We start from the raw sequence: 23,154 nt of genomic DNA, 5'->3' as shown, positions 1-23,154 counted from the left end.
GCGGAAATCGGCCGATCAAGCGTGCTTCGCTTGACGCTGCGTCAGAGCGGTTTCCGGCAAAGTGGAAACCGGTTTGCCGAGAGAAACCGCTCTATTCCAGGACATTCGAGCGAATTGCCGATCCATTGATCGGCAATTCGCTCAAGCGGGCGCAAGGTGAAGCCGATCACCCGATCGTCCCTTCGGAATCGGCATTCGCCCCCTTTGCTGATAGAAGGGAGCGATCATGGCCCGCAAATCCTTCCCCCCGGCGGACGATCCGCCCTCGCCCTGCATCAAGGTGTGCAAGCTCGACCCCGTCAGCCGGCTGTGCACCGGCTGCCTGCGCACGATCGAGGAGATCGGCGCCTGGGGCTTCATGGACGGCGACGAGAAACGCGCCGTCCTCGCCGCCCTGCCCGGCCGCAGCGCCCCGGGCCGCAGCCGGACCCGGCGACGCTGAAGCCGCGTCAGGCGGCCTGCCAGTCGGCGATCCCGTCCGCGGCCCGGCGCAGCCGGCCGCGCCGGCCGATCGGGAAGCGGTCGGCCGCGGTCAGCAGGGCGATGCCGTCCGCATCCCCCGCCGGCACCCGCGCCAATGTCCGGGCGCCGTCGTCGAGGCGGAGGATGGCGACGCCCTGCGACACCTCGCCGTCCCTGCCGTAGATGACGGTGAAGGTTTCGAGCGCCGCCTCGCCCGCGGCGTCTTCCACGAAGGCCGGCACCGGACCGCGCCGGCCGTCGGCCAATGCTTGGACGCTGTAGTCGGGATCGAGGCCGCCGGGCGCATCGCCCAAGACCAGCGCGTGATGCTTGGTGACGAATTCGCCCTGGCCGTAGAGCAGGCCGCGGCCGCCGCCCGCGCGCAGCGTGCGGACCATGGCGCAGGCGGCATGGGTCATGTAATCGTTGAGGGGCGCGCCGAAGAAGGTCAGCCCGCCGGTAACCGAAGGCTGGACATCCTCGCCGAGGCCGAGGGTGCGGCGCGCCATCTTGGGCACGCAGGGGAAACAGCTGTAAAGCTCCAGGGCCCGGAACCCGGCCGCGCCGGCCAGATCCCGGGCCGCTTCCAGCACCGCATCCTGGGCCTGGGAGCCGTGATAATGGTCGCGCTGAAGATAATCGCGCGGCTCGTTCGCCGCCGCCCCGCCGAGAATATGGACGAGGCGGCTCTCCGCGATCCCCGCCGCCCGCGCCGCCGCGAGACTGGTGACCAGCAGGGCCGCGCCCTGGTTCACCATGGGGTTCGCCACCATCATCTTGGTATAGGGATAGGCGATCGGCCGGTTGGCCGGGCCCGGGGTGACGATCTCCTCGGCCGAGAACGGCCGGTTCAGCCAGGCGTAAGGATTGCCCGCGGTCGCCGCGGCATAGCGCGACCAGAGCAGGCCGGATTCGGCCGCCGCCTCGGCCGGGCTCTGGCCCCAGTGGTGGGCGGCGGCATTCTCGTAGAAGGGATAGATGGTGATCGGCTGGTCGACGCCGAGGCGGGCGCAGGCGGGATGCACGATGTCCCGGCCGCGCAGCGGCCGCTCGAAGGTCTCGGGCTTGGGCGTCCAGTCCAGGGCCACCCCGGCCTTGGCCGCCTTGGCCAGGGTGCTGGTCGCCTCCGCCCCGCAGATCGCCGCCACCCGGGAATCGCCGCGCCGGATGCGCAGGGCCGCTTCGTGGAGGTAGCGGATCGGGCTTTCGCCGCCGACCGGGCCATAGACGGCGCGGGCCGGGCGGGCGCCGATCCGGTCCGACAATTGCTGCGCCGGCGCGGCATAGGGCCAGGAGACTTGATTGACGATATCGAGACTGTCGATCCGCGCCAGAAGGTCGGCGCCGGCATCCGCCTCGGCCCGGCGCAGCGCCTCCGCCATCAGGGCCAGCGGTTCGAGGCCCCGGGCCGGGTCCGCCGGCCGGTCCGCGATCTCGCCGATGCCGACGATGACGGGAATAGTATCGGCGTCGCTCATCGGCCGCTCTCCTTAGCGATGGCCCGGCGGAAGCCGTCGCGGTCGCTGACCCGGGCGAAATAATCCTGGGCCGCCGGCGGCACCGCCGCCGCAAGCCCGATCGCATTGGCCAGCAGCACCGCGTAACCGACCGCGATATCGGCCATGGTAAAGCGCCCGGCACAGGCATAGTCCGGCCCCATCAGCTTCAGCGCCCCGCGCAGGCGCGAGGCGAACCATTGGGCGTAATCGGCCGCGGCCTGGGGCAGGCGGCGCTCCTCCGGTTCCAGGACCGTGTAACGCAGGTGGATCGTCTGCGGGAAGGTCAGGGTCGCATCCGACATGTGCAGGAAATTGAGATAGCGGCCATAGTCCGCCTCCCCCGCCCCGACGACGAGATCGCTCGGCCCATGGGCGGTGCCCAGGTAATGGCAGATCGCGCTCGATTCCGTCATCAGCAGGTCACCGTCCGTGAAGGCCGGCACGGTGCCCAGGGGATTGACCTCGAGATAGCCCGGGCGAGCGAAGCGCGGCGGAAAGGGCATGACTTCAAGCTCGTAGTCGAGCCCGAGTTCCTCGAGCGCCCAGAGCGGCCGGAACGAGCGCGCACCGGCGCAGTGATAGAGTTTCATATCCTCCCCTCGATAATATTGTTCGCTTCCCGAACTGTTTTACCGGTCGCGGCGGCGGGCGGCAAGCTCGGCGCGGATCTCGTCATTGTGCTGGCCGAGGCCGGGGGCATGGCCGACCGGCATCTCCCCCACGGCCCCGAATTTGACCGGCGGGCGCATCTGGACGTAAGCCCCCTCGGTCGGGTGGTCGACGCGGCGGAAGAAATCGACCGCCTTCAGGTGCGGGTCCTCCTTGATCGCGCCGAGGTCGCGCACCGCCATGGCGGGAATGCCGTGGGCGTGGAAGATCTCCAGCCAGGCGGCGGTGGTTTTCGCCGGCGTCGCCTCGCGCAGGGCGGCATAGGCGACGGCGATGTTCTGCATCCGCCCGAGCGGGCTCGACAGGCGGGGATCGGCCAGGAGATCGCCCCGCCCGACCAGATCGAGGGCGATGGCGACCGTCGCCTCGGTATAGGGCACGATGGCGATATGGCCGTCCGCAGTCGGGAACGGCTGGCGCTCCGGGTCGATCTGGCGGGGATAGCCGACCGGGCTGGTCTCCGGCTCGAAGACGGCGCCGAACAGATGTTCCTCCAGCATGAACTGGGTGAAGGCTTCGAACATGGGCACTTCCACCTGCTGGCCCTCGCCGCTGCGCAGCCTGTGGATCACGGCGGCCAGCACCGCCTGGGCACCATAGAGCCCGGCGACCTTGTCCGCGATCAGGGACGGCAGGAAGCGCGGCCGGGGATCGCCGTCGACCCGGGACAGCAGGCTGGCGGTCCCGGTCGCCGCCTGGATGACGTCGTCATAGGCTTGAAGATCGGCATAGGGCCCGTCCGACCCGAAGCCGACGCAATGGACATAGATCAGGTCGGGCTTTGCCGCGCGCAGGTCGTCGTAGGAAAAACCCAGCCGGGCCATGGCCTTGCCGCGCACATTGTGGATGAAGACATCGGCGCCGGCGATCAGCTCGCGCATCACCGCCGCATCCGCCGCCGCCTTCAGGTCGAGGGTGATGGAGCGCTTGCCCCGGTTCAGGGTCATGTGGCAGGCGCCCATGAAGGGCGTATTGGGCGGCCGGCCAGCCAGGCGGAACAGGTCGCCCGCCGGCGGTTCCACCTTGATCACGTCGGCGCCCATGTCCGCCAGGACCTGGGTGCAATAGGGACCGAAGACGATCGAGGTCAGATCGACGATGCGAATGCCTTCGAGAAGACGCGGCGCGCCCTTGGCCATGCCCTTTTTCCTCCGCTTGCCGTTTTCTCCATTTGGCGCCGGGACGGTGCCGCGGTCCAAGACGGATTTCACTCGATAAAGACGAAAATCGTCTTTATCGTCGGGCCATGCATTTCGACGTCAAGGCCATGCTGCATTTCGTCGTGGTGGCGGAGGAAGCCTCCTTCACCAGGGCGGCGCAACGCCTGGGGATCGCACAGCCCTGGCTGTCGCAGCGCATCCGCACCCTAGAGGCGCAATTGGGCTTTGCCCTGTTCGAGCGCAGCACCCGGCGCATCGCCCTGACCGACAAGGGCGAGGCTTTCCTTGCCGTCGCCCGGCCGGTCGCGGCAGCGGCGGAAGCGGCGGTCCATGCCGCCCGGGTGCTGGCGCGGGAGGCCGGGGGCCGGCTGCGCATCGGCGCCCCGCCCTATTCCGCGCGGATCCCGATCCGGACGAAACTCGTCTCGGCCTTCATCGCCGCCCATCCGGGGGTGGCGCTGGAAATCGATGTCGGCTGGACGCCCGTGCTTCTCGAACGGGTGCTGACCGGCAGCCTGGACGGCATGTTCGGCCTCGGCTGGATCGGCCACGAGGCGCTGCGCGTGCAGGCCCTGGGCACCCTGCACCTTGAGCTCCTGCTGCCGGGGGACGATCCCCTGGGCGGCGGCGGTGAAACCCTGGCACCGGCGCAATTGCGCGGGCGGCGGGTCGGGGTCTTTCCCCGCGGCCTCTATCCCGATCTTTACGACCGGCTGTTCGGGCCATTGGCAGCGGCCGGGGCGATCCTGATCGCCGATCCCGCCTTTTTCGACCGGCCGATGGAAACCGCGGCGGGGGTAGAGAGCGAGATCGTCTCGCGCCTAGCCCTGCCCGGGGCGGCGCCGGTGGCGGGGCGCCTGACCCGGCCGGTCGAGGGGGCGGAAGCGGTGCCCTTCGTCTTTCTGGCGCGGGCGGACAACCGCCTGCCCGCGCTGGACGCGTTCAGCGCCCTGGTCGCCCGGGTTTAGGCCTGCGGCCGCCAGAGCAGGTGCAGGGCGAGGCCGACCGCGGTGACCGCGACCGAACTCAGGGTCAGGGCGAGCCAGCCCCCCGCGGCATAGGTCACCGTCGCGACGGCCGAGGAAATCGCCCCGGCCGTGAACAATGTGGTCATGAACACCGTGTTGATGCGGCTGCGCGCGGCCGGTTCCAGGGCGAAGATGCGCGCCTGGTGGGCGACCATGGACAATTGCACGCCGAAATCGAACAGCACGACGCCGATGATCAGGCCCGGAATGCCCGGCACCAGGGTGAAATCGAGAAAGCCGAGGCCGACCGCCGCCAGCCCGACCGTGATCACCGCGCCGGCGCCATAGCGGTCCGCCAGCCGGCCGGCGACCGGCGCCGCCAGCACGCCGACCAGGGCGAGAATGCCGAACAGGCCGGCGATATCGGCGCCGAGGCCATAGGCGGGCCCTTCGAGATGCAGGGCCAGCGTCGACCAGAAGGCGGAAAAGCTCCAGAACTGGGTCGCCTGCACCAGGGACGCTTTCACCAGCACGGGATGGCGCCGGGCGACCGCGCCCAGCGAGGCAAGCAGGGCGAGATAGGAAGGCCGCGGCCCCGCCCCGCCGCCCTGCCCCCGGGGCAGCAGGCGGGCCATGGCCAGCGCCAGCAGGCCGGTCAGCACCACGCCGAGGACATAGGCCGCGCGCCAGCCGAAATATTCGCCGACGAAGCCCGAGACGGTGCGCGCCAGCAGGATGCCGCCCAGAAGCCCGCTCATCACGATGCCGACCACCTGGCCCCGGCTGCGCTCGTCCGCCATGGCCGCGGCAAAGGGGATGATCTGCTGGGCGATGGTCGAGGCGACGCCGACCGCGACCGAAGCCGCCAGCACCACCGCGACATAGGGCGCCAGCGCCATCACGGCCAGGGCCGCCATCAGCGCCCCCGACTGGAGCAGGATCAGCTTCCGCCGGTCGATGATGTCGCCGAGCGGCACCAGCAGCAGCAGCCCCAGGGCATAGCCGACCTGGGTCGCCGTCGGCACCAGGCCGATCACCTGATGCGAAGTACCGAGGTCCGCCGCCATCAGGGCCAGCAGCGGCTGGTTGTAGTAAAGATTGGCGACCGCGATGCCGCAGGCCACCGCCATGCCGAGGAAAAGGCCGAAGCCCGCCGTTTTTTCGCCTGGGGAGGAGGTCGCCGTCATGATCGGCCGAGATTATCCGAGTCCCCCGCTCGGAAAAGCGGTCGCCTTGCGTGGGGCCTTGCAGGCGGCGCATGGCGTTGCTGTTGCCCATCGGCCACACGAAGATCTTCGATGACAATGTGATGAATCTCACGGATCCAATTGCCGGGCGGCCGCATTGTTGCTGGTGACGATATCGTCAGCCAACCTGCCGAGCCCGACCATGAGCCCCCTCGCCGCCGCCCGCCCCGCCACCGAAACCGTTGAGGCCGCGCCCGCCGCCGCCCCGCCGGTGCAGAAGCTGAAGCGCGAACTCCGCCTCGTGCAGGCCGCCTATTCGGGCGGCGCCGGCGGTGTCACCGGCGTCGTGGTCTTCGCCGACGAAGACCCGCGCGGCCGCTGATCAGCCCCCTGTCACGACCGCGCTCATGATGCGGCCGGGCAGGAAGGTGAAGGCGCCGGCGACGACCAGCGCGCCGAAGAACAGGATATAGACCATCCTGCGGTGCGCCCGGACGTCGTGCCGGCGCGCGGCCAGCACCAGTTTCGGCAGGCCGGCCAGGGTCAGGATCGACAGCAGGTGAATGGGGCTGAACGGCCCGATGATCCGCAGTTCCTGGACCCAGAAGGCGCTGATCGCGACCGCGGTCATGATCAGCACCCAGAGCCAGCCCATGAAGCGGTGCGGCACCGTGCCCTTCGGCCCGAACAGGATGCCGATGCCGATCCCGAACGCCAGCAGCGCGCCGAAGGCGTGGATCTGAATGGCGGGCGATGCGTTCAGCAGCGGTTCCAGCGACATGATCTTCCCCGTGATTGGATCGGGTGATCATGACGGGGATTCCGCGCGGCGGCCTCGTCCATCAGGATTACGGCCATCAGGATTACGGCGCGCAAGCCGGCTCAGCCCAGCCGGCGTTCCATGAACTTGCTGTTGGGATCTTCGGCATAGTCGCCGAAGGGGCCGCGCTCGATGAAGCCGAGCGCGCGGTAGAGGCCGAGCGCCTCGCGGTTGCGGATGCCGGTCTCGAGGCGCAGCGTCCGGATCCCCTCCCCGTCGGCGATCGCGATCAGGGCTTCCAGCAGTTTCCGGCCGAGGCCGTGGCCCCGGGCTTCCGGCAGCACATACATGCGCTTGATCTCGGCAAAGCCGCGGGCGTCGCGCAGCAGGGCGCCGCAGCCGACCGCCTGCCCGTCGAGCCGCGCGACGATGAAGGAGACCGCCGGCGCCGTCATCGCCTCGAGATCGAGGAAATGGTTGCTCTCGGCCGGGTAGAGATCGCTGTGGAAGGCGTCGAGGGCCCGAATCAGCGCGAGGACATCGGGCTGATCGGGCGCCTCCGCCCCGATGACGAGCGCGCTCACTCGAGTTCCGCGAGCACCTTGGCGCTCAGCGATTCGATTTCGAGGCGGATGTGGCGGTCGGTCAGATCCAGGCCCTTGGCCTGGAAATCGGCCAGCACCTTGCGGATCACGTCCTCGTCGCCCGCCTCGACGAAGTCGGCGACGACCACGTCCTTGGCGTAGGATTCGGCGGCATCGCCCGAAAGCCCCAGCTTTTCCGCCGCCCAATAGCCGAGCAGCTTGTTCCGGCGCGCGACGGCGCGGAACCGCTTCTCCTCGTCATGGGCGAATTTCGCTTCAAACGCCTTTTCGCGGTCGTTCATGGACATGGGTATTTCCCTCAGCTGAATGACAGGCATTGCGCGGATATAAGGGGATCGGACCTCCGCTTGGCAAGGGGCCTTGTCCTGCGGAAAAGGAGAAGATCGCCGCATTGTTTCCAGGGGCAACGTCCTGTATGGTCCCGCTTCGCGCGGAGCCCCCGGGGGCTTGACCGCGCCGGCTTCGTTTTTTCGACTGGCAGGCCCTTCGCCGCCAGAGGACCATACAGCTCATGAGCCGCCGCAAGCAGATCTACGAGGGCAAGGCCAAGATCCTTTACGAGGGTCCGGAGCCGGGCACCCTGGTGCAGTATTTCAAGGACGATGCGACCGCCTTCAACAACCAGAAGAAGGGCACGGTCACCGGCAAGGGTGTGATCAACAACCGCATCTCCGAATATATCATGACCCTGTTGAACGACATCGGGGTGCCCACGCACTTCATCCGTCGCCTCAACATGCGCGAACAGCTGATCAAGGAAGTGGAGATCGTCCCCCTTGAGGTCGTGGTGCGCAATGTCGCCGCCGGCTCGCTCTCGACCCGGCTCGGCATTCCGGAGGGCACCCAGTTGCCCCGCTCGATCGTCGAATTCTTCTACAAGGCCGACGAGCTGAACGACCCGATGGTGACCGAAGAGCATATCACCGCCTTCGGCTGGGCCTCGCCCCAGGACATCGACGACATTCTGGCGCTGGCGCTGCGCGTCAACGACTTCCTGGTCGGCCTCTTCCTCGGCGTCGGCATCCGTCTCGTCGACTTCAAGATGGAATTCGGCCGCCTGTGGCAGAACGACGAGATGCGCATCATCCTGGCCGACGAGATCAGCCCGGACAATTGCCGCCTGTGGGACATCCGCACCAACGAGAAGCTGGACAAGGACCGCTTCCGTCGCGACCTCGGCGGCACGGCCGAGGCTTACCAGGAAGTGGCCCGCCGCCTCGGGATCCTGCCGGAAGGCGGCCCCCGGGACATGAAGGGCCCCGAGGTGATGCAGTAAGCATTCCCCATGCCCCCGGCCCGAAACCGGGGGCATTCCATATTGACCGACCCGATCCAAGATTAAGGTGATCCCGTGAAGGCGCGCGTCCACGTCACCCTGAAATACGGCGTTCTCGATCCCCAGGGCAAGGCGATCGCCGGCGCCCTCGGCTCCCTCGGCTTTCCGGGCGTGAACGATGTCCGCCAGGGCAAGTATCTCGAACTCGATCTGGCCGAGACCGATGCCGAGACGGCGCGCGAACAGGTCAAGGCGATGTGCGAGAAGCTGCTCGCCAACACCGTGATCGAGAATTATTCGATCGAGCTGGTGTGACCATGAAGGCGGCCGTCGTCGTCTTCCCCGGCTCGAACCGCGAGCGCGACATCGCGCTGGCGCTCGAGCGGGCGTCCTACACCAAGCCGGCCTATGTCTGGCACGGTGACACCGAATTGCCGGCGGGCACCGACCTCGTGGTCCTGCCCGGCGGCTTTTCCTATGGCGATTACCTGCGCTGCGGCGCCATGGCCTCGCTCTCCCCGGTCATGCGCGCGGTCAAGGACCATGCGGCGCGCGGCGGCTATGTCATCGGCGTCTGCAACGGCTTCCAGATCCTGGCCGAGGCGCAGCTGGTGCCGGGCGTGCTGATGCGCAACGCCTCGCTGAAATTCGTCTGCCGCGACGTCCACCTGAAGGTGGAGGCGACCGATACCGCCTTCACCGCCGGCTACCGGCCGGGCCAGGTGATCCGCGTGCCCGTGGCCCATGCCGAGGGCAATTATTTCGCCGACGACGAGACCCTGAACCGGCTCGAAGGCGAAGGCCGGGTCGCGTTCCGCTATTGCGACGAAGCGGGCGAGGTTACCGCCGCCGCCTCGCCCAACGGCGCGTCGCGCAATATCGCCGGCGTCTTCAACGACCGGCGCAACGTCCTCGGCATGATGCCGCACCCTGAGAATATGACGGAAGCGGTCGTCGGCGGCACCGACGGCGCCCTCCTGTTCGACAGTCTCGCCAAGGCGCTCGCGTAATGACCCAGATCACGCCCGACATCGTCGCCGAACACGGCCTGTCCCCGGACGAATACCAGCGCGTCCTCGACATCCTGGGGCGCGAGCCCAACCTGACCGAGCTTGGCATCTTCTCGGTCATGTGGTCGGAGCATTGCTCCTACAAATCGTCGCGCCTGCACTTGAAGAAACTGCCGACCACCGGCCCGCAGGTGATCTGCGGCCCGGGCGAGAATGCCGGCGTGGTCGACATCGGCGACGGTCTGGCCGCCGTCTTCAAGATGGAAAGCCACAACCACCCGTCCTATATCGAGCCCTATCAGGGCGCGGCGACGGGTGTGGGCGGCATTCTCCGCGACGTCTTCACCATGGGCGCGCGGCCGATCGCCATTCTCGATCCCTTGCGCTTCGGCTCGCCCGAGCACCCGAAGACCAGGCACCTGGTCTCGGGCGTGGTCGCCGGCATCGGCGGCTACGGCAATTGCATGGGCATCCCGAACGTGGGCGGCGAATGCACCTTCCACCGGGCCTATGACGGCAACATCCTGGTCAATGCCATGACGGTGGGCATCGCCCAGCAGGACAAGATCTTCTATTCGGCGGCGGCGGGCATCGGCAATCCGGTCGTCTACGTCGGCTCGAAGACCGGGCGCGACGGCATTCACGGCGCCACCATGGCCTCCGCCGAATTCGACGAGAAGTCGGAAGAGAAGCGCCCGACCGTGCAGGTCGGCGATCCCTTCGTCGAGAAGCTGCTGCTCGAAGCCTGCCTCGAACTGATGGCGGGCGACGCCATCGTCGCGATCCAGGACATGGGCGCGGCCGGCCTCACCTCCTCTTCCGTCGAGATGGCGTCGAAGGGCGGGGTCGGCATCGAACTGGTCATGGACGACGTGCCCCAGCGCGAACTCGGCATGACGGCCTACGAGATGATGCTCTCGGAAAGCCAGGAACGCATGCTGATGATCCTGAAGCCGGGCCGCGAGGACGACGCCCGCGCCATCTTCGAGAAATGGGGCCTCGCCTTCGCCGTCATCGGCCGGGTGACCGACACCGGCCACCTTGTGCTCCGCCACAAGGGCGAGGTGGTGGGCGACATTCCGGTCGGCCCCCTCACCGACCAGTCGCCGCTCTACGACCGGCCGTGGGAGCCGACGCCCAAGCGCGCCGCGATCGCGGCCGCGGACGTGGCCGGCACCGACGACCTGGGCGCCACCCTGGCGGCGCTGCTCGGCACGCCGGACCTGTGCTCCAAGCGCTGGATCATCGAGCAATACGACCATCTGGTCGGCGGCGACACCGTGGTGCGGCCGGGCGGCGATGCCGCGGTGGTCCGCGTCCGCGATACCAAGACCAAGGGTCTCGCCATCACCACCGACTGCACCCCGCGCTATTGCTTCGCCGATCCCGTCGAGGGCGGCAAGCAGGCGGTGGTCGAGACTTATCGCAACATCACCGCGGTCGGCGGCCTGCCGCTGGCGATCACCGACTGCATGAATTTCGGCAACCCGCAGCGCCCGAACATCATGGGCCAGTTCGTCGGCGCCATCGAGGGCATGGCGGACGCCTGCCGCGCCCTCGACTATCCGGTCGTCTCGGGCAATGTCTCGCTCTACAACGAAACCATGGGCACCGGCGTGCAGCCGACCCCGGCGATCGGCGGCATCGGCCTGCTCGACGACTATACCCGCTCCGCCTCCATCCGCTTCAAGGCGGCGGCGGAATCGATCCTGCTGGTCGGCGACACCGCAGGCTGGCTCGGCTCGTCGATCTATCTCCGCGAGGTCGCGGGCAGCGAGGACGGCGCGCCGCCGCCGGTCGACCTCGCGGTCGAGAAGCGGAACGGCGATTTCGTGCGCGGCCTGATCCGCCACGGCGAAGTGGTCACCTGCCACGACGTCGCGGACGGCGGCCTGCTCGTCGCCATCGCCGAAATGGCGCTGGCCGGCGGCATCGGCGCCACCCTGGCGACGCCGGAAACCGACGTGCCCCTGCACGGCTATTGGTTCGGCGAGGACCAGGGCCGCTATCTCGCCGCCGTGCCCCAGGACCGGGTCGAGGCGATTCTCGACCAGGCCCGGGACGCGGGCGTGCCGGTCGCCGTCATCGGCACCACCGGCGGCGACGCGATCAATGTCGACGGCAAGCACAAGGCGACGCTCGCCGCCCTGAAGGCGGCCCATGAAGGCTGGCTGCCCGCCTATATGGCGGCCTGACGCATAGCACCTTCACGCACGCGGGGGGATCCGACCGGGTTCCCCCGCGTTTCATTTTGTACCAAGTTCAAGGTTTGGCTCGTGCAGACAGCAAAGGAGACGCCGATGAAAATCCGTCTCGGTTACGACATCAGTTACGATCTGCCCCAGGCGACCCCGATGGTACTGATGCTGAACGTCCACGCCTCGCGCATGGGCGATCTTCTGGAAGCGGACGAGATCAAGACCGATCCCCTGCTCCCCCTGCATTACTATTACGATGGTTTCGGCAACCGCTGCGCCCGGGTGATGGCGCCGAAGGGGCGGCTTCGCCTGACCGGGCGCACCCTGATCGCCGATAGCGGCAAGCAGGAAACCCTGCCCGTCGACATGCCCCAGATCCCGGTCCAGGAACTGCCGGACGAGACCCTGGTCTATCTCCAGGGCAGCCGCTATTGCGAGACGGACCGCATGGGCAATCTGGCGTGGTCGCTGTTCGGCAAGACCCGGGAAGGCTGGCCTCGCGTCCTCGCCATCCTCGAATGGGTGCGCGGCCACATCAAGTTCGACTATATGCAGGCGCGTTCGACCAAGAGCGCCATCGATGCCTATAACGAGCGGACCGGCGTCTGCCGCGACTTCCAGCACCTCGCCATCACCTTCTGCCGCTGCATGAATATTCCGGCGCGCTATTGCACCGGCTATCTGGGCGATATCGGCGTGCCGATGGAAGAAACCCCCATGGACTTCAGCGCCTGGTTCGAGGTTTTCCTCGGCGGGCGCTGGCATACGGTCGATGCCCGCCATGTCGAGCCCCGGATCGGCCGGGTGCTGATGGCCAGGGGGCGGGATGCCGCCGATGTCCCGCTCTCCTCCTCCTTCGGCTTCCACCGCCTTGCCGGCTTCATGGTGGTGACCGACGAGGTGGCGGAAGTGCCGCGCCGGGCAGTTGAGCCGATCCGGGCGATCGGCTAGCGTCATCACCGCAACCGGACGGAGTCGAGCCCATGGCCATGGAAGCCGCGAAAATTCAGAGCCTGATCGAAGCCGCCTTCCCCGATGCGACGGTCGAGATCGAGGATCTGCGCGGCGACGGCGACCATTACGCCGCCCGCGTGGTGTCCGCCGCCTTCAAGGGCAAGAGCCGGGTGCAGCAGCACCAGATGGTCTACAAGGCGCTGCGCGGCGCCATGGGCGGCGAATTGCACGCGCTTGCCCTGACCACGGGCGCGCCGGCGGAATAACCGCCGGCGCCGCCGTCATGCCTTGATCAATGACGGAAGTGGCGCTCGCCGGTGAAGACCATGGCGAGGCCGGCCGCATCCGCCGCCGCGATCACTTCGCCGTCGCGGATCGAGCCGCCGGGCTGGGCGACCGCGGTCGCCCCCGCCTCGACCAGCACGTCGAGACCGTCGGCGAAGGGGAAGAAGGCATCCGAAGCGGCGACCGACCCCTTGGTCAGCGGTTCTTCGAGGCCGGCGGCCTTGGCCGCGTCCTGGGCCTTGCGGAAGGCGATGCGGGCGCTGTCGACCCGGCTCATCTGGCCGGCGCCGATGCCGACCGTGGCCCCGTTCTTCGCGAAGACGATGGTGTTCGACTTCACGTGCTTCGCCACCTTCACGGCGAATTCGAGATCGGCGATTTCCTGTTCGGCCGGGCTGCGCTTGGTCTTCACCTCGAAACGGGCGCTGTCGGCGCCCAGGGTGTCGCGGGTCTGGACCAGCAGGGCGCCGGCCAGCGTCTTGGCGACCAGGCCCGGGGCCTTGGGGTCGGGCAGGCCGCCGGTGACCAGCAGGCGCAGGTTCTTCTTCGCCGCCAGCACGGCGCGGGCGTCCTCGTCCGCCTCGGGGGCGACGATCACCTCGGTGAAGATCCTGGAAATCGCCTCGGCGGTTTCCTTGTCCAGGGTGGAATTGACCGCGACGATGCCGCCGAAGGCCGAGACCGGGTCGCACATCAGCGCCTTGTCCCAGGCGTCCAGCAGGGTCTCGCCGGTGGCGACGCCGCAGGGGTTGGCATGTTTCACGATGACCACCGCCGGGCCTTCCGCGGGGTCGAATTCGGCCACCAGCTCGAAGGCGGCGTCCGTGTCGTTCAGGTTGTTGTAGGACAGTTCCTTGCCCTGCAACTGCTTCGCCGTGGCCACGCCCGGGCGCTTTTCACCGGTGACATAGAGCGCGGCCGACTGATGCGGGTTCTCGCCATAGCGAAGCATGGCCGCGCGTGCGCCCGCCAGCGACAGGCGTTCCGGGAAAGTGTCGTCGAGCTGTTTCGCGAACCAGCCGGAAATCGCCGCGTCATAGGCCGCGGTCCGGGCATAGGCCTTGGCCGCCAGCCGGCGGCGGAGGCCAAGGGTGGTCGCCCCGCCATGCGCCGACAGATCGGCCAGCACATCCTTGTAGTCGGCCGGTTCGACCACGACGGTGACATGGTCGTGGTTCTTGGCCGCGGAACGGATCATGGCCGGGCCGCCGATGTCGATGTTCTCGATCGTCTCGTCCCAGTCGGCGCCGCGCGCCACCGTCGCCTCGAAGGGATAGAGGTTGACGACGACCAGATCGATATTGCCGATCCCGTGTTCCTGCATCTGGACGACATGGTCGGCCACGTCGCGCCGGCCGAGCAGGCCGCCGTGCACCTTGGGGTGCAGGGTCTTCACCCGCCCGTCCAGGATTTCCGGGCTGCCCGTGTGGTCCGCCACTTCGATCACCTTGAGGCCGGCATCGCGCAGCGCCTTGGCCGTGCCGCCGGTGGAGAGGAGTTCGACCCCCCGCTCGGCAAGGGCGAGGGCGAATTCGACGAGGCCGGTCTTGTCCGAGACCGAGAGAAGGGCGCGGGCGATCATGATCATCCTGAACAGGCTGTAACGGAATGGCCGCTCTCATAGCACCCAAGGCCGGGCCTTGCCACTGCAACCCTTGCGGAGCGGGGCGATGTTCCACTAATGTTCGCACGATGCTGACCAGATTCCTGCTGCCCGCCGGGCTCGCCACCGCCCTGGCCCTGGGCGCCGCCGCCACCGGCGCCATGATCACCCGGCCCGATACGCTGGCCGGGCGCCTGCATGATTCCATGCCCGGCCCCTTCACCGCCCAGGTGATCGAGGTCGTCGACGGCGACACGCTGGAAGTCCGGGTGCAGATCTGGCTGGGCCAGGAAGTGATCACCCGGGTGCGCATGACCGGGATCGACACGCCGGAACTGCGCGGCCAATGCGACGCGGAAAAGGCCAGGGCGCGGGAAGCCAAGGCCCTGCTCGCCCGCCTCGTCGCCCCGGGCACGGTGATCCTGCGCGACGTCACTTACGACAAATACGGCGGCCGGGTGCTGGCGGCGGTCAGCGGCGCCGACGGCCGGGGCCTGGCCGACCAGATGATCGGCGCCGGCCTCGCCCGGCCCTATCAGGGCGGCGGCCGCGCCGGCTGGTGCTGATCAGTTCCGCCGCGCCGCCTCGTACAGCGGCAGGACCGCGGGGATCTGGGCCTGAAGGCGCTGGATGCGGTTGGCGTCGGACGGATGGGTGGAAGCGAATTCGAGTGGCCGGCCCGCGTTCCGCGCATTGGCCGCCGCCATCTTCTGCCACAGGCTGACGGCGGCATTCGGGTTATAGCCGGCCCGCGCCATGGTGGTCAGGCCGCCGGCATCCGCCTCATATTCCTGGTCGCGCGAGAAGGGCAGGATCACGCCATAGGAAACGCCGGCGCCGATCAGCCCGGCGATCTGGTCCGATTGCTGCACGCCGCCGACCGCCAGCCCGACCTGGGCCAGCGAGACACCCAATTGCCCCGCCCGCTGGGTGCCGATGCGCTGGGCGGCATGGCGGCGCTGGACATGGGTGACCTCATGGCCGAGCACCGCCGCCAGTTCGTCGTCCGCGCCCGCAAGGTTCAGCAGGCCGCGATAGACGCCGATCTTGCCGCCCGGCAGGGCGAAGGCATTGATCTGCGCACCGTCGAACAGGGCGAATTCCCAGGTATAGGCATGCCCGAGGCCCGAAGCGTCGACCACCCGGCGCGCCACCGTATTCACCCGCGCCCGCCCCTTGGCGTCGGACGAGAGTTTTTCCTTGGTCTTCAGTTGCGACCAGGCCTGCAAGCCCATCTGGTTCAATTCGCCGTCCGCCGGCGCCATGCTGCGCCCGACCGCCGTGCAGCCGGCCAATCCCCCCGCTGCAAGGCCGAGAACGCCGCGGCGCGAGACGAAACAGCAGCGGCCGAAGCAAAGGGTCATGACGCGAACTCCGGAATCATCGTCGGCTGCGAGTAGAGCCACCAATCCGGGCCGGAGCAAGGCCGCGGCCGGGGCGGCCAGAAAAGCCTCATGATTATGCCACAGTGTTGGCTATGCTCCGCGCGAATGAAAATTCCCTTTCGCGGCGAGTCCAATCACATGCCCCTGCTGTCGCGCGCTTCGTCCCTCGCCCTGCTTCTCGTCCTCGGCGCCCTGCCCGCCCGGGCCGAAGAGGCGCCGCCGGCCCCCCTGCCCGCGCCCCTGCCGGCACCGCTGTCGACGCCCCAGGCCGCCAACAGCGAGGATATCGGCGGCTGGAATCTCGATACCTTCAAGCTGCCGGGCAAGGATGAAACCATCTGCGTCGTCACCCGCGAATTCGACAATGGCGACCGTCTCGGCTTCGTCCTCGGCGAGCGCGGGCGCGGCATCATCTATGGCCAGCCCGGGCTGAAGGTGCGCGAGGGGGCGGAGATGGACATCGGCTTCTCGGTCGACGGCCGCCAGCCGCTCGGCTTCCACGGCGTCGCCTATGATCCTTCCGCCATCATGTCCGAACCGGTGCCCTCGCCCGAGGGCGAGAAGGTTCTCGCGGTCTTCGCCCGCGGCCAGAAGGCGGTGATCGGCTCCAACGCCCTGAAGCTGCGCTCGGGCGAGTTGGACCTGGCCGGGGCGGAGGCGGCGATCCGCGCGCTCGACGCTTGCGGCAGCGCCAACAATATCCAGGTGGTGCGCATCGATCCGGCCGCCCCGGCCGCGCCCGCGGGCGGATCGGGCGCGCCCGTCACCGGCTCCACCTTCGCCGACGACGGCCAGGCCGCAGCCCCCACGGCCCCGCCCGCCGCCGAGCCGGCCCAGCCCGAGCCGACCCCGGTCGAGACCGCGATCCGCGACGCCATCGCCGCCGAGGCGAAGAAGCGCAGTGCCGGCGTCGGCTATGCCGTCGCCCTGCCGAAGGACGTGACCGGCGACGGCCAGGAAGATGTCGTCCTCGTCTTCGTCCTGCTCGAAGGCAAGGTGAAGAAGGGCTATGTCACGGTGCTGAAAACCATCGGGGTGAATAGTTTCGCCCGGCTGAACACGGTGGATCTCGGCGGCGTGCCGACCAATGACCCGGTGATCTTCACCCCGGCCGGCATCATCGTCACCATGGAAGGCGGCACGCCGGCCAAGCCGAAGGAAGTCGAGGTGCTGATCACCCCGGACAAGCTGACGGTGAAGAAGAAAAAATAGCTCAGTCGCCGCCGGGCAGTTCGGCGCGGATCGCGCGGGTGGTTTCGACCGCCCGCGCCAGCAGGCTTTCGACCCGGTTCATCCGCTCTTCCAGGCGCTGCATCGCCTGTTCGACCGCCTCCAGGCGATCGTCGAACCCGCCGGGCGCCGCCGGCTGCGGCTCGGGCACTTCATCGGGCATCTGGGTGCCGGCGCCGGCCCGCTGCACCACGTCGGCGACGGGGACGGCCAGCAGCGCGGCCAGGGTCACGACCTCGGTCGGCGCCAGTTCGCGCTGGTCCTTGAACAGGGCATCCACCGCCGCCTCGGAGACATTCAGGGCAGCGGCGACATTCGAACGGGCGAGGCCGAGCACGCGCAGGCGCTGATCGAACCAGGCCGTGTCGAAGAACAGCGCCACCCCAATCCCCTTCTCCGGTCAGGACGCGGCGCCGGCCTCCTTCAGGCGGGCGATCTCCGCGGCCGAGAAACCCCAGTCGGCCAGCGCCGTCTCGGTATCCTGGCCGGGCAGCGGCGGCGCCGCCGGCAGGTCCGGCCTTGTGCGGCTGAACCGGGGCGCCGGCGCCGGCTGCACATGGCCATCCTGCTCAAAGAAGACGCCGCGGGCAATATTATGCGGATGTTTCGGCGCCTCTTCCATCGACAGCACGGGGGCGTAGCAAACGTCCGTCCCCTCCATCAGCGCGTCCCATTCGGCGCGAGTCTTCCCCCTGATCACCGCGGCCAGTTTCTCCTTCATCGCGGGCCAGCTGGCGACATCCATCTGGGCGCCGAAATCGGCCGGGTCGAGGCCGGCGAGGCGGATCAGTTCGGCATAGAACTGCGGCTCGATCGAGCCGATCGAGACATATTTGCCGTCCTTGGTCTCATAGGTGTCGTAGAAATGGGCGCCCGTATCGAGCAGATTGACGCCCCGCTCGTCCTGCCACAGGCCCTGCGCCTTCATGCCATACATCATGGTGGTCAGCAGGGCCGCGCCGTCGATCATGGTGGCGTCGACCACCTGGCCCTTGCCGCTCGACCGCGCCTCGATCACGGCGGCGAGCAGGCCGAAGGCGAGGAACATGGAGCCGCCGCCGAAATCGCCGACGAAATTGATCGGCGGCACCGGCCGGCCGCCCTTGTGGCCGATCATGTGCAGGGCGCCGGACATGGCGATATAGTTGATGTCATGGCCCGCCGCCTTGGCCATCGGGCCGTCCTGGCCGAAGCCGGTCATGCGGCCGTAGGCGATCCTCGGGTTGCGGCCGAGGCAGACGTCGGGGCCGAGGCCGAGACGTTCCATCACGCCGGGCCGGAAGCCTTCGAGAATGATATCCGCCTTCTCGACCAGCTTCAGCACCGCCTCCACCCCGTCCGGCTTCTTCAGGTCGATCGAGATCGAGCGCTTGCCGCGGTTGAGGAAATCGAACTTGTCGTTCATCACGCTGAACCGTGCCGCCCGGTCGACGCGGACGACATCGGCGCCCATGTCCGCCAGCAGCATGGCGCAGAACGGGCCCGGCCCGATGCCTGCGATCTCAACCACCTTCAAGCCCTTGAGCGGCCCCGCCATGCGACTTCCCCTATTTGTCATGTTTGATTGTTAAGACAGCTTTTTAACCGTGTCGTGAAGCCAGGTCACGGGCGAATATCAGCATCAAACCAGGACACCAAGATGACGTCGCGCCTTCCTGCCGAATCCATCGTCGCCCGGATTGAAGCGCTTTACCGGGAAAAGGGCCATTCCCCCTATGAAGGGGGCGAATCGGTCAGCCAGCTCGCCCATGGCCTTCAGGCCGCCGCCTGCGGCCGGCGGGCGGGCGCCGGTCCCGGCCTGATCGCCGCCGCCCTGCTGCACGACATCGGCCACCTGCTGGACGCGGCGGGGGAAGCGGCGGCGGTGATGGGCTATGACGCCAGGCACGAGGACGGCGGCGCCGACCATCTGGCCCGCTGGTTCGGCCCGGCGGTGACGGAACCGATCCGCCTGCATGTCGCGGCCAAGCGCTATCTGTGCGCGACCAAGGCGGGCTATTTCGACCGCCTGTCGCCCGCCTCGGTGCGCAGCCTCGCCCTCCAGGGCGGGCCCATGTCGGCGGCTGAGGTGGCGGACTTCGAGGCGCTGGACCATTGGCGCGACGCCGTGCGCCTGCGCGTCTGGGACGAGGAGGCGAAAGTGGTCGGCCTCGACGTGCCCGCTTTCGCCGACTACCGCGAGTTGCTGCGCGCCCTGGTCCAGGGGGCCTGAGCCTTGGAGCCGGACGAGGGACCGGGCCGGGTGATCGGCCGCACCCTCCTCCCGATTCTCCTGGCCCTCCTCTTCGACGGTCTGGCGGATTTCGGCAAAGCCGTCCTGCTGGGCCAGCGCCATGATGTCGTGGTCTGGCTGGTGCTCAGCAGCCCGGCGCTGATCCCGGCGCTCGTCCTGTTCTACGCCTTCTCGATGCTGCGGCTCGCCGGCATCCGCCGCCGCACCATTTTCATCCTGTTCGTGCCCACCCTGACCGCCCTCGCCCCGGCCCTGTCGATCAATGCCGCCGGCAACATCAGTCTGACGCTGCGGCAGGGCGGCATCGAACTGTTCCGGGACGGGGCGATCACCTGGGCCGGGGTGTTCTTCCGATCGGCGGAAGCCGCGGTGCACGCCCTGGGCATCGTCCTGGCCAGCATCGTCTCGCGGCGGATCCTGCCCGAGATCCGGCGCCCGGCCGAGCCATGAAGGACATTGCCGGCCGCTGGGGATCTTTGTATCCAAGATCGGCCCCCCATCGAGAAAAGACCCCGACCGTGACCCTGCCCGAGCGTTTCAACATGGCCCGCTATTGCCTGGACGGGCATGCGGCGGGCAAGACCGGCCTGATCCTGGCCGGCGCCCATGACGACGAGGTGTGGCGCTTCGGCGCCCTCAAGGATGCGGTGCTGCGGGTCGCCAACGGGCTGCTGGCCGCCGGGCTGCGGCCGGGCGACCGGCTGATGATCCGCATGGACAATGACGTCGCCTATGCGCTCGCCTATTTCGGGGCGATCGCGGCGGGCATCGTCGCCCTGCCCTCGTCCAGCCAGTTGACCGCGGCCGAGGCCGAATTCCTGCTGGCCGATTGCGGCGCCCGGGCGGTCGCGGTCGGGGCCGGCATGGCCGACCTCAAGGTGCCGGACGGGGTGACGGTGATCCCGGCCCAGGCCGTGGCGGATTGGGCGCGGAACGGTGCCCTTGGCGATTTCGCCGATACGGCGGCGGACGACCCGGCCTTCCTGGTCTATACCTCCGGCACCACGGGCAGGCCCAAGGGCGTGCTGCACGGCCAGCGCAGCGCCTTCGGCCGGCGCCCCATGTATCAGGGCTGGTACGGCATTTCCGGCGACGACCGGGTGCTGCATGCCGGCGCCTTCAACTGGACCTATACGCTCGGCGTCGGCCTGACCGACCCCTGGGCCAATGGCGCCACCGCCTGCCTCTACAACGGGCCGCGCGATGCCGCCGTCTGGCCCCGGCTGATCGAACGCTTCAAGGCGACGCTCTTCGCCACCGTCCCCGGCCTCTACCGCCAGATCCTGAAATACGGCGAGATCGGCGGCCACGATCTTGCCAGCCTGCGCCACGGCCTGACCGCGGGCGAGAGCCTGCCGGCCGTGATCCTGGAACAATGGCGCGAAACCGTGGGGACCGAGCTTTACGAGGCGCTGGGCATGTCGGAAATCTCGACCTATGTCAGCCAGTGCCCGCCTGGCCCGGCCCGGCCCCATTCGCCGGGCCGGCCGCAGCCGGGGCGGCGCGTCGCCATTCTCGACCCCGAGACCTGGGTGCCGCTGCCGGCGGGCGAGATCGGCCTGCTCGCCGTCCATCGCAGCGATCCGGGCCTCATGCTCGGCTATTGGCAGCGCCCGCTGGAGGAGGCGGAAGTGCTGCGCGGCGACTGGTTCGCCGGCGGCGACCTCGCCCATCTGGACGAGGACGGTTACCTCTGGTTCCATGGCCGCAACAATGACCTGATGAACGCCGGGGGTTACCGCGTCTCGCCGCTCGAGGTCGAGGCCGCGCTGGCGAGCCATCCGGCGATCGCCGATGTCGCGGTCGCGGAACGGCAGGTGTCCGAGACCATTTCGATCATCTGCGCCTATGTCGTCCCGCGTGACGGCGCCGCGATCGACAAGGCGGCCGTCCTTGCCCATGCCGGCGGCCGGCTCGCCGCCTACAAGCAGCCGAAGGAGGTGATCGTGGTGGAAACATTGCCGCGCACCGCCAACGGCAAGGTCATGCGCCGGGCGCTGGCGGGGCTGGCATCATGACCTATCCCTTCGACGAGGCTTGCGCCGGCCTCGGCCCCGACTGGCTGGCGATCGTCGAGGCGGCGGCGCGCCGCGTCGATCCCGCCTATCTGGCGGCCCTGTCCGGGCAGGAGTGGCTGCCGGGCCCGGCCCTGATGCTGGCAGCACTTCGCCTCGTGCCGATCGAGGGCGTGCGGGCGGTGCTGATCGGCGAATCGCCCTATCCCCGCGCCCAGTCCGCCCGGGGCGAAGCCTTCTACGATGGGGCGGTCGGCCCGCTGTGGGGCCCGGGGGGGCTGGCGAAGCCGGTGAACCGGGCGACGTCGCTCCGCAACATCATGAAGATGCTGCTGGTCGCCGCCGGCCATATCTCGGCCGATGCCCGGGCGGAAGAGATCGCGGCGCTCGATCCCGGCGCGCTCGGCCTTGTCGCCACCATGGACGAATTGTTCCGCCGCATCCGGGCCGAGGGCATTCTCTGCCTCAACGCGATCCCGGTGCTGACCGCCGCCAAGGCCCGCGACGCCAAGGCGTGGAGCGGGTTCATGGACGTGTTCCTGGCCGGCCTGCACCGGGCCCGGCCGGACGCGACCCTGCTGCTGTTCGGCAATTTCGCCCGCAACCTCGGGCAATTGCCCGGCGCTGCCGGCTTCTCCGTCCTGGCCGCGGAACACCCCTATAATATCGGCTTCATCAACGATCCGGCGGTGCAGGCTTTCTTCCGGCCGCTCGATCTGCTGCGGGCCTGAGCGCGTTCAGGACCACGCTGGCCACGATCAGCCCGGCGCCGGCAAGGCCGAGCGCCGGCAGCCGTTCCCCGGCCAGCCGGCCGAGAATGCCGGCCCAGATCGGCTCGGTCGCATAGATCAGGGTGGCGCGCGTCGGCGACAGGCGCTTCTGCGCCCAATACATGGCGAGATGGATGACCACGCTGCCAAGCCCCAGCCCGCCGGCACAGGCCAGCAGCAGCCAGCCCGGCGCCGGCACGCCCTCGCCCGCCACCGGCACGGCGGCGAAGGTGGCGACGGCGATCACCACGATCTGCACCAGCGCCACGCGCCGGGAATCCAGGCGCTTCGTGTAGATGCCGATGGCGACGATCTCGGCGGCGATGATCGCGGCGCTGGCGATGGTCATCGCCTCGCCCGCGCCGAGATCGAGATGCAGCGCCCCCGGCCCCGCCAGCAAGACCATGCCCGCAAACGCCAGGGCGATGCCGGCCCAGGCCAGGGGCCGCGGCGGATCGCGCATGAACAGCCATTGCGCCAGCGGCACCATGGGCACATAGAGCGCGGTCAGGAAGGCGGACGTGCTGCTCGGGATCATGCCGAGGCCGACCGCCTGCAAGCCGTTGGCGGCGGCGACCGCAAGCCCGGTGCAAACCCCGACCCACCATTCGAGCCGGGTCAGCCCGCCGATCCGCGGCAGGGTGATCGCCGCCAGCACCAGGGCGGCAATGCCATAGCGCAGGCCCTGGAAGAACAAGGGCCCGGACACCGCCAGCGCGGTCTGGATGACCAGGAAGGACGCGCCCCAGATGAAGGTGACGCCGAACAGCACCAGCGCCGGCAGATGGCGGGCAAGGCCGGCCTCGGTTTCGGGCGCAAAGGGACGGTCGAGGCTGGTCATGGCTTGAGGTGCGTCCGCAGGGGCCGTAAACTGGGCGGGTGAAT

Annotated in this window: 27 protein-coding genes; 15 read left to right on the top strand and 12 right to left on the bottom strand. The window is 68.7% G+C overall.

The window, feature by feature from the left end; all coding sequences use genetic code 11:
* The first annotated feature begins 226 nt into the window (after positions 1-226).
* Complete coding sequence (locus tag DKG75_RS03405) at positions 227-442, top strand: DUF1289 domain-containing protein (protein WP_109919657.1); 216 nt, start codon at positions 227-229, stop codon at positions 440-442.
* Between the two features lie 7 nt (positions 443-449).
* Here DKG75_RS03405 and DKG75_RS03400 read toward each other — a convergent pair whose 3' ends face one another.
* From DKG75_RS03400 to DKG75_RS03390, 3 genes are read right to left on the bottom strand one after another with little or no spacing between them, the layout of a single operon-like run.
* Positions 450-1,940 (bottom strand): acetyl-CoA acetyltransferase, encoded by a 1,491-nt coding sequence (locus DKG75_RS03400; RefSeq protein WP_109919656.1) that lies wholly within the window; start codon positions 1,938-1,940, stop codon positions 450-452.
* Positions 1,937-2,551, bottom strand: a complete 615-nt coding sequence (locus tag DKG75_RS03395; protein WP_109919655.1) for a glutathione S-transferase family protein — start codon at positions 2,549-2,551, stop codon at positions 1,937-1,939. Before DKG75_RS03395 ends, DKG75_RS03400 begins: the two co-directional genes overlap by 4 nt.
* A 39-nt stretch (positions 2,552-2,590) precedes the next feature.
* Positions 2,591-3,769, bottom strand: a complete 1,179-nt coding sequence (locus DKG75_RS03390; protein ID WP_109919654.1) for a CaiB/BaiF CoA transferase family protein — start codon at positions 3,767-3,769, stop codon at positions 2,591-2,593.
* Between the two features lie 107 nt (positions 3,770-3,876).
* Between DKG75_RS03390 and DKG75_RS03385 the strand changes: the two genes are divergently transcribed.
* Complete coding sequence (locus DKG75_RS03385; protein WP_109919653.1) at positions 3,877-4,758, top strand: LysR family transcriptional regulator; 882 nt, start codon at positions 3,877-3,879, stop codon at positions 4,756-4,758.
* Here the strand turns inward: DKG75_RS03385 and DKG75_RS03380 are convergent.
* On the bottom strand, positions 4,755-5,945 hold the full coding sequence (locus DKG75_RS03380; RefSeq protein WP_243746429.1) for an MFS transporter: 1,191 nt from the start codon (positions 5,943-5,945) through the stop codon (positions 4,755-4,757). The genes DKG75_RS03385 and DKG75_RS03380 overlap by 4 nt on opposite strands.
* Before the next feature lie 202 nt (positions 5,946-6,147).
* Here DKG75_RS03380 and DKG75_RS03375 point away from each other — a divergent pair, with 202 nt between their 5' ends.
* A complete protein-coding gene (locus DKG75_RS03375) occupies positions 6,148-6,327 on the top strand; it encodes a hypothetical protein (RefSeq protein WP_109919652.1) in 180 nt (59 codons plus the stop codon).
* On the opposite strand, the gene DKG75_RS03370 is transcribed toward DKG75_RS03375, so the two are convergent.
* The 3 genes from DKG75_RS03370 to DKG75_RS03360 all read right to left on the bottom strand — a co-directional run bounded on the left by DKG75_RS03370 (position 6,328) and on the right by DKG75_RS03360 (position 7,597).
* Entirely contained in the window at positions 6,328-6,726 is a 399-nt protein-coding gene (locus DKG75_RS03370; RefSeq protein ID WP_109919651.1) for a DUF2306 domain-containing protein, read from the bottom strand. It abuts the gene before it with no gap.
* A gap of 101 nt (positions 6,727-6,827) precedes the next feature.
* On the bottom strand, positions 6,828-7,289 hold the full coding sequence (locus DKG75_RS03365; protein WP_109919650.1) for a GNAT family N-acetyltransferase: 462 nt from the start codon (positions 7,287-7,289) through the stop codon (positions 6,828-6,830).
* Positions 7,286-7,597: a DUF1476 domain-containing protein gene (locus tag DKG75_RS03360; RefSeq protein ID WP_109919649.1), complete on the bottom strand. Its 312-nt coding sequence runs from the start codon at positions 7,595-7,597 to the stop codon at positions 7,286-7,288. Before DKG75_RS03360 ends, DKG75_RS03365 begins: the two co-directional genes overlap by 4 nt.
* A gap of 224 nt (positions 7,598-7,821) precedes the next feature.
* Between DKG75_RS03360 and purC the strand changes: the two genes are divergently transcribed.
* The 6 genes from purC to DKG75_RS03330 all read left to right on the top strand — a co-directional run bounded on the left by purC (position 7,822) and on the right by DKG75_RS03330 (position 13,014).
* Entirely contained in the window at positions 7,822-8,586 is a 765-nt protein-coding gene (gene purC / locus DKG75_RS03355) for a phosphoribosylaminoimidazolesuccinocarboxamide synthase (protein WP_109919648.1), read from the top strand.
* Between the two features lie 75 nt (positions 8,587-8,661).
* Positions 8,662-8,901, top strand: coding sequence for a phosphoribosylformylglycinamidine synthase subunit PurS (purS, locus tag DKG75_RS03350; RefSeq protein WP_109919647.1), 240 nt, complete (start codon positions 8,662-8,664; stop codon positions 8,899-8,901).
* A gap of 2 nt (positions 8,902-8,903) precedes the next feature.
* Entirely contained in the window at positions 8,904-9,596 is a 693-nt protein-coding gene (gene purQ, locus DKG75_RS03345; protein WP_109919646.1) for a phosphoribosylformylglycinamidine synthase subunit PurQ, read from the top strand.
* Positions 9,596-11,791, top strand: coding sequence for a phosphoribosylformylglycinamidine synthase subunit PurL (gene purL, locus DKG75_RS03340; RefSeq protein WP_109919645.1), 2,196 nt, complete (start codon positions 9,596-9,598; stop codon positions 11,789-11,791). Before purQ ends, purL begins: the two co-directional genes overlap by 1 nt.
* A gap of 105 nt (positions 11,792-11,896) precedes the next feature.
* On the top strand, positions 11,897-12,745 hold the full coding sequence (locus DKG75_RS03335; RefSeq protein ID WP_109919644.1) for a transglutaminase-like domain-containing protein: 849 nt from the start codon (positions 11,897-11,899) through the stop codon (positions 12,743-12,745).
* A 32-nt stretch (positions 12,746-12,777) separates the two neighbouring features.
* Positions 12,778-13,014 (top strand): BolA family protein, encoded by a 237-nt coding sequence (locus DKG75_RS03330; RefSeq protein WP_109919643.1) that lies wholly within the window; start codon positions 12,778-12,780, stop codon positions 13,012-13,014.
* A 26-nt stretch (positions 13,015-13,040) separates the two neighbouring features.
* Here DKG75_RS03330 and purH read toward each other — a convergent pair whose 3' ends face one another.
* Complete coding sequence (gene purH / locus DKG75_RS03325) at positions 13,041-14,621, bottom strand: bifunctional phosphoribosylaminoimidazolecarboxamide formyltransferase/IMP cyclohydrolase (protein ID WP_109919642.1); 1,581 nt, start codon at positions 14,619-14,621, stop codon at positions 13,041-13,043.
* Between the two features lie 104 nt (positions 14,622-14,725).
* On the opposite strand from purH, the gene DKG75_RS03320 reads away from it, so the two are divergent.
* Complete coding sequence (locus DKG75_RS03320) at positions 14,726-15,202, top strand: thermonuclease family protein (RefSeq protein WP_166646320.1); 477 nt, start codon at positions 14,726-14,728, stop codon at positions 15,200-15,202.
* Here the strand turns inward: DKG75_RS03320 and DKG75_RS03315 are convergent, their stop codons facing one another.
* Entirely contained in the window at positions 15,203-16,000 is a 798-nt protein-coding gene (locus tag DKG75_RS03315; protein ID WP_109919641.1) for a M48 family metallopeptidase, read from the bottom strand.
* A 159-nt stretch (positions 16,001-16,159) separates the two neighbouring features.
* Between DKG75_RS03315 and DKG75_RS03310 the strand changes: the two genes are divergently transcribed.
* On the top strand, positions 16,160-17,233 hold the full coding sequence (locus DKG75_RS03310; RefSeq protein WP_133636744.1) for a hypothetical protein: 1,074 nt from the start codon (positions 16,160-16,162) through the stop codon (positions 17,231-17,233).
* A gap of 1 nt (position 17,234) precedes the next feature.
* Here DKG75_RS03310 and DKG75_RS03305 read toward each other — a convergent pair whose 3' ends face one another.
* Positions 17,235-17,633 carry a DNA-binding protein gene (locus DKG75_RS03305; protein ID WP_109919639.1) on the bottom strand — a complete coding sequence of 133 codons (399 nt, stop codon included), beginning with the start codon at positions 17,631-17,633 and terminating at the stop codon, positions 17,235-17,237.
* 18 nt (positions 17,634-17,651) lie between these two features.
* Positions 17,652-18,788 (bottom strand): CaiB/BaiF CoA transferase family protein, encoded by a 1,137-nt coding sequence (locus DKG75_RS03300; protein WP_109919638.1) that lies wholly within the window; start codon positions 18,786-18,788, stop codon positions 17,652-17,654.
* Between the two features lie 102 nt (positions 18,789-18,890).
* Here DKG75_RS03300 and DKG75_RS03295 point away from each other — a divergent pair, with 102 nt between their 5' ends.
* The 4 genes from DKG75_RS03295 (at position 18,891) to DKG75_RS03280 (ending at position 22,230) form a co-directional block, all read left to right on the top strand.
* Positions 18,891-19,463 (top strand): phosphonate degradation HD-domain oxygenase, encoded by a 573-nt coding sequence (locus tag DKG75_RS03295; RefSeq protein WP_109919637.1) that lies wholly within the window; start codon positions 18,891-18,893, stop codon positions 19,461-19,463.
* A 3-nt stretch (positions 19,464-19,466) separates the two neighbouring features.
* A complete protein-coding gene (locus DKG75_RS03290; protein ID WP_133636742.1) occupies positions 19,467-19,934 on the top strand; it encodes a hypothetical protein in 468 nt (155 codons plus the stop codon).
* A gap of 68 nt (positions 19,935-20,002) precedes the next feature.
* A complete protein-coding gene (locus DKG75_RS03285; protein WP_208111931.1) occupies positions 20,003-21,502 on the top strand; it encodes an acetate--CoA ligase in 1,500 nt (499 codons plus the stop codon).
* Positions 21,499-22,230: a uracil-DNA glycosylase family protein gene (locus tag DKG75_RS03280; RefSeq protein ID WP_109919634.1), complete on the top strand. Its 732-nt coding sequence runs from the start codon at positions 21,499-21,501 to the stop codon at positions 22,228-22,230. The genes DKG75_RS03285 and DKG75_RS03280 overlap by 4 nt, the downstream gene beginning before the upstream one ends.
* Here the strand turns inward: DKG75_RS03280 and DKG75_RS03275 are convergent.
* Positions 22,175-23,110, bottom strand: a complete 936-nt coding sequence (locus DKG75_RS03275; RefSeq protein ID WP_109919633.1) for a DMT family transporter — start codon at positions 23,108-23,110, stop codon at positions 22,175-22,177. The genes DKG75_RS03280 and DKG75_RS03275 overlap by 56 nt on opposite strands.
* Between the last annotated feature and the right edge of the window lie 44 nt (positions 23,111-23,154).

Origin of the sequence: Zavarzinia compransoris, assembly GCF_003173055.1 — a bacterium.
Taxonomy (GTDB): Bacteria; Pseudomonadota; Alphaproteobacteria; order Zavarziniales; family Zavarziniaceae; genus Zavarzinia; species Zavarzinia compransoris.
Note: the sequence above shows the minus strand (reverse complement) of the source record. Positions and strands in the feature narration are given on the sequence as shown.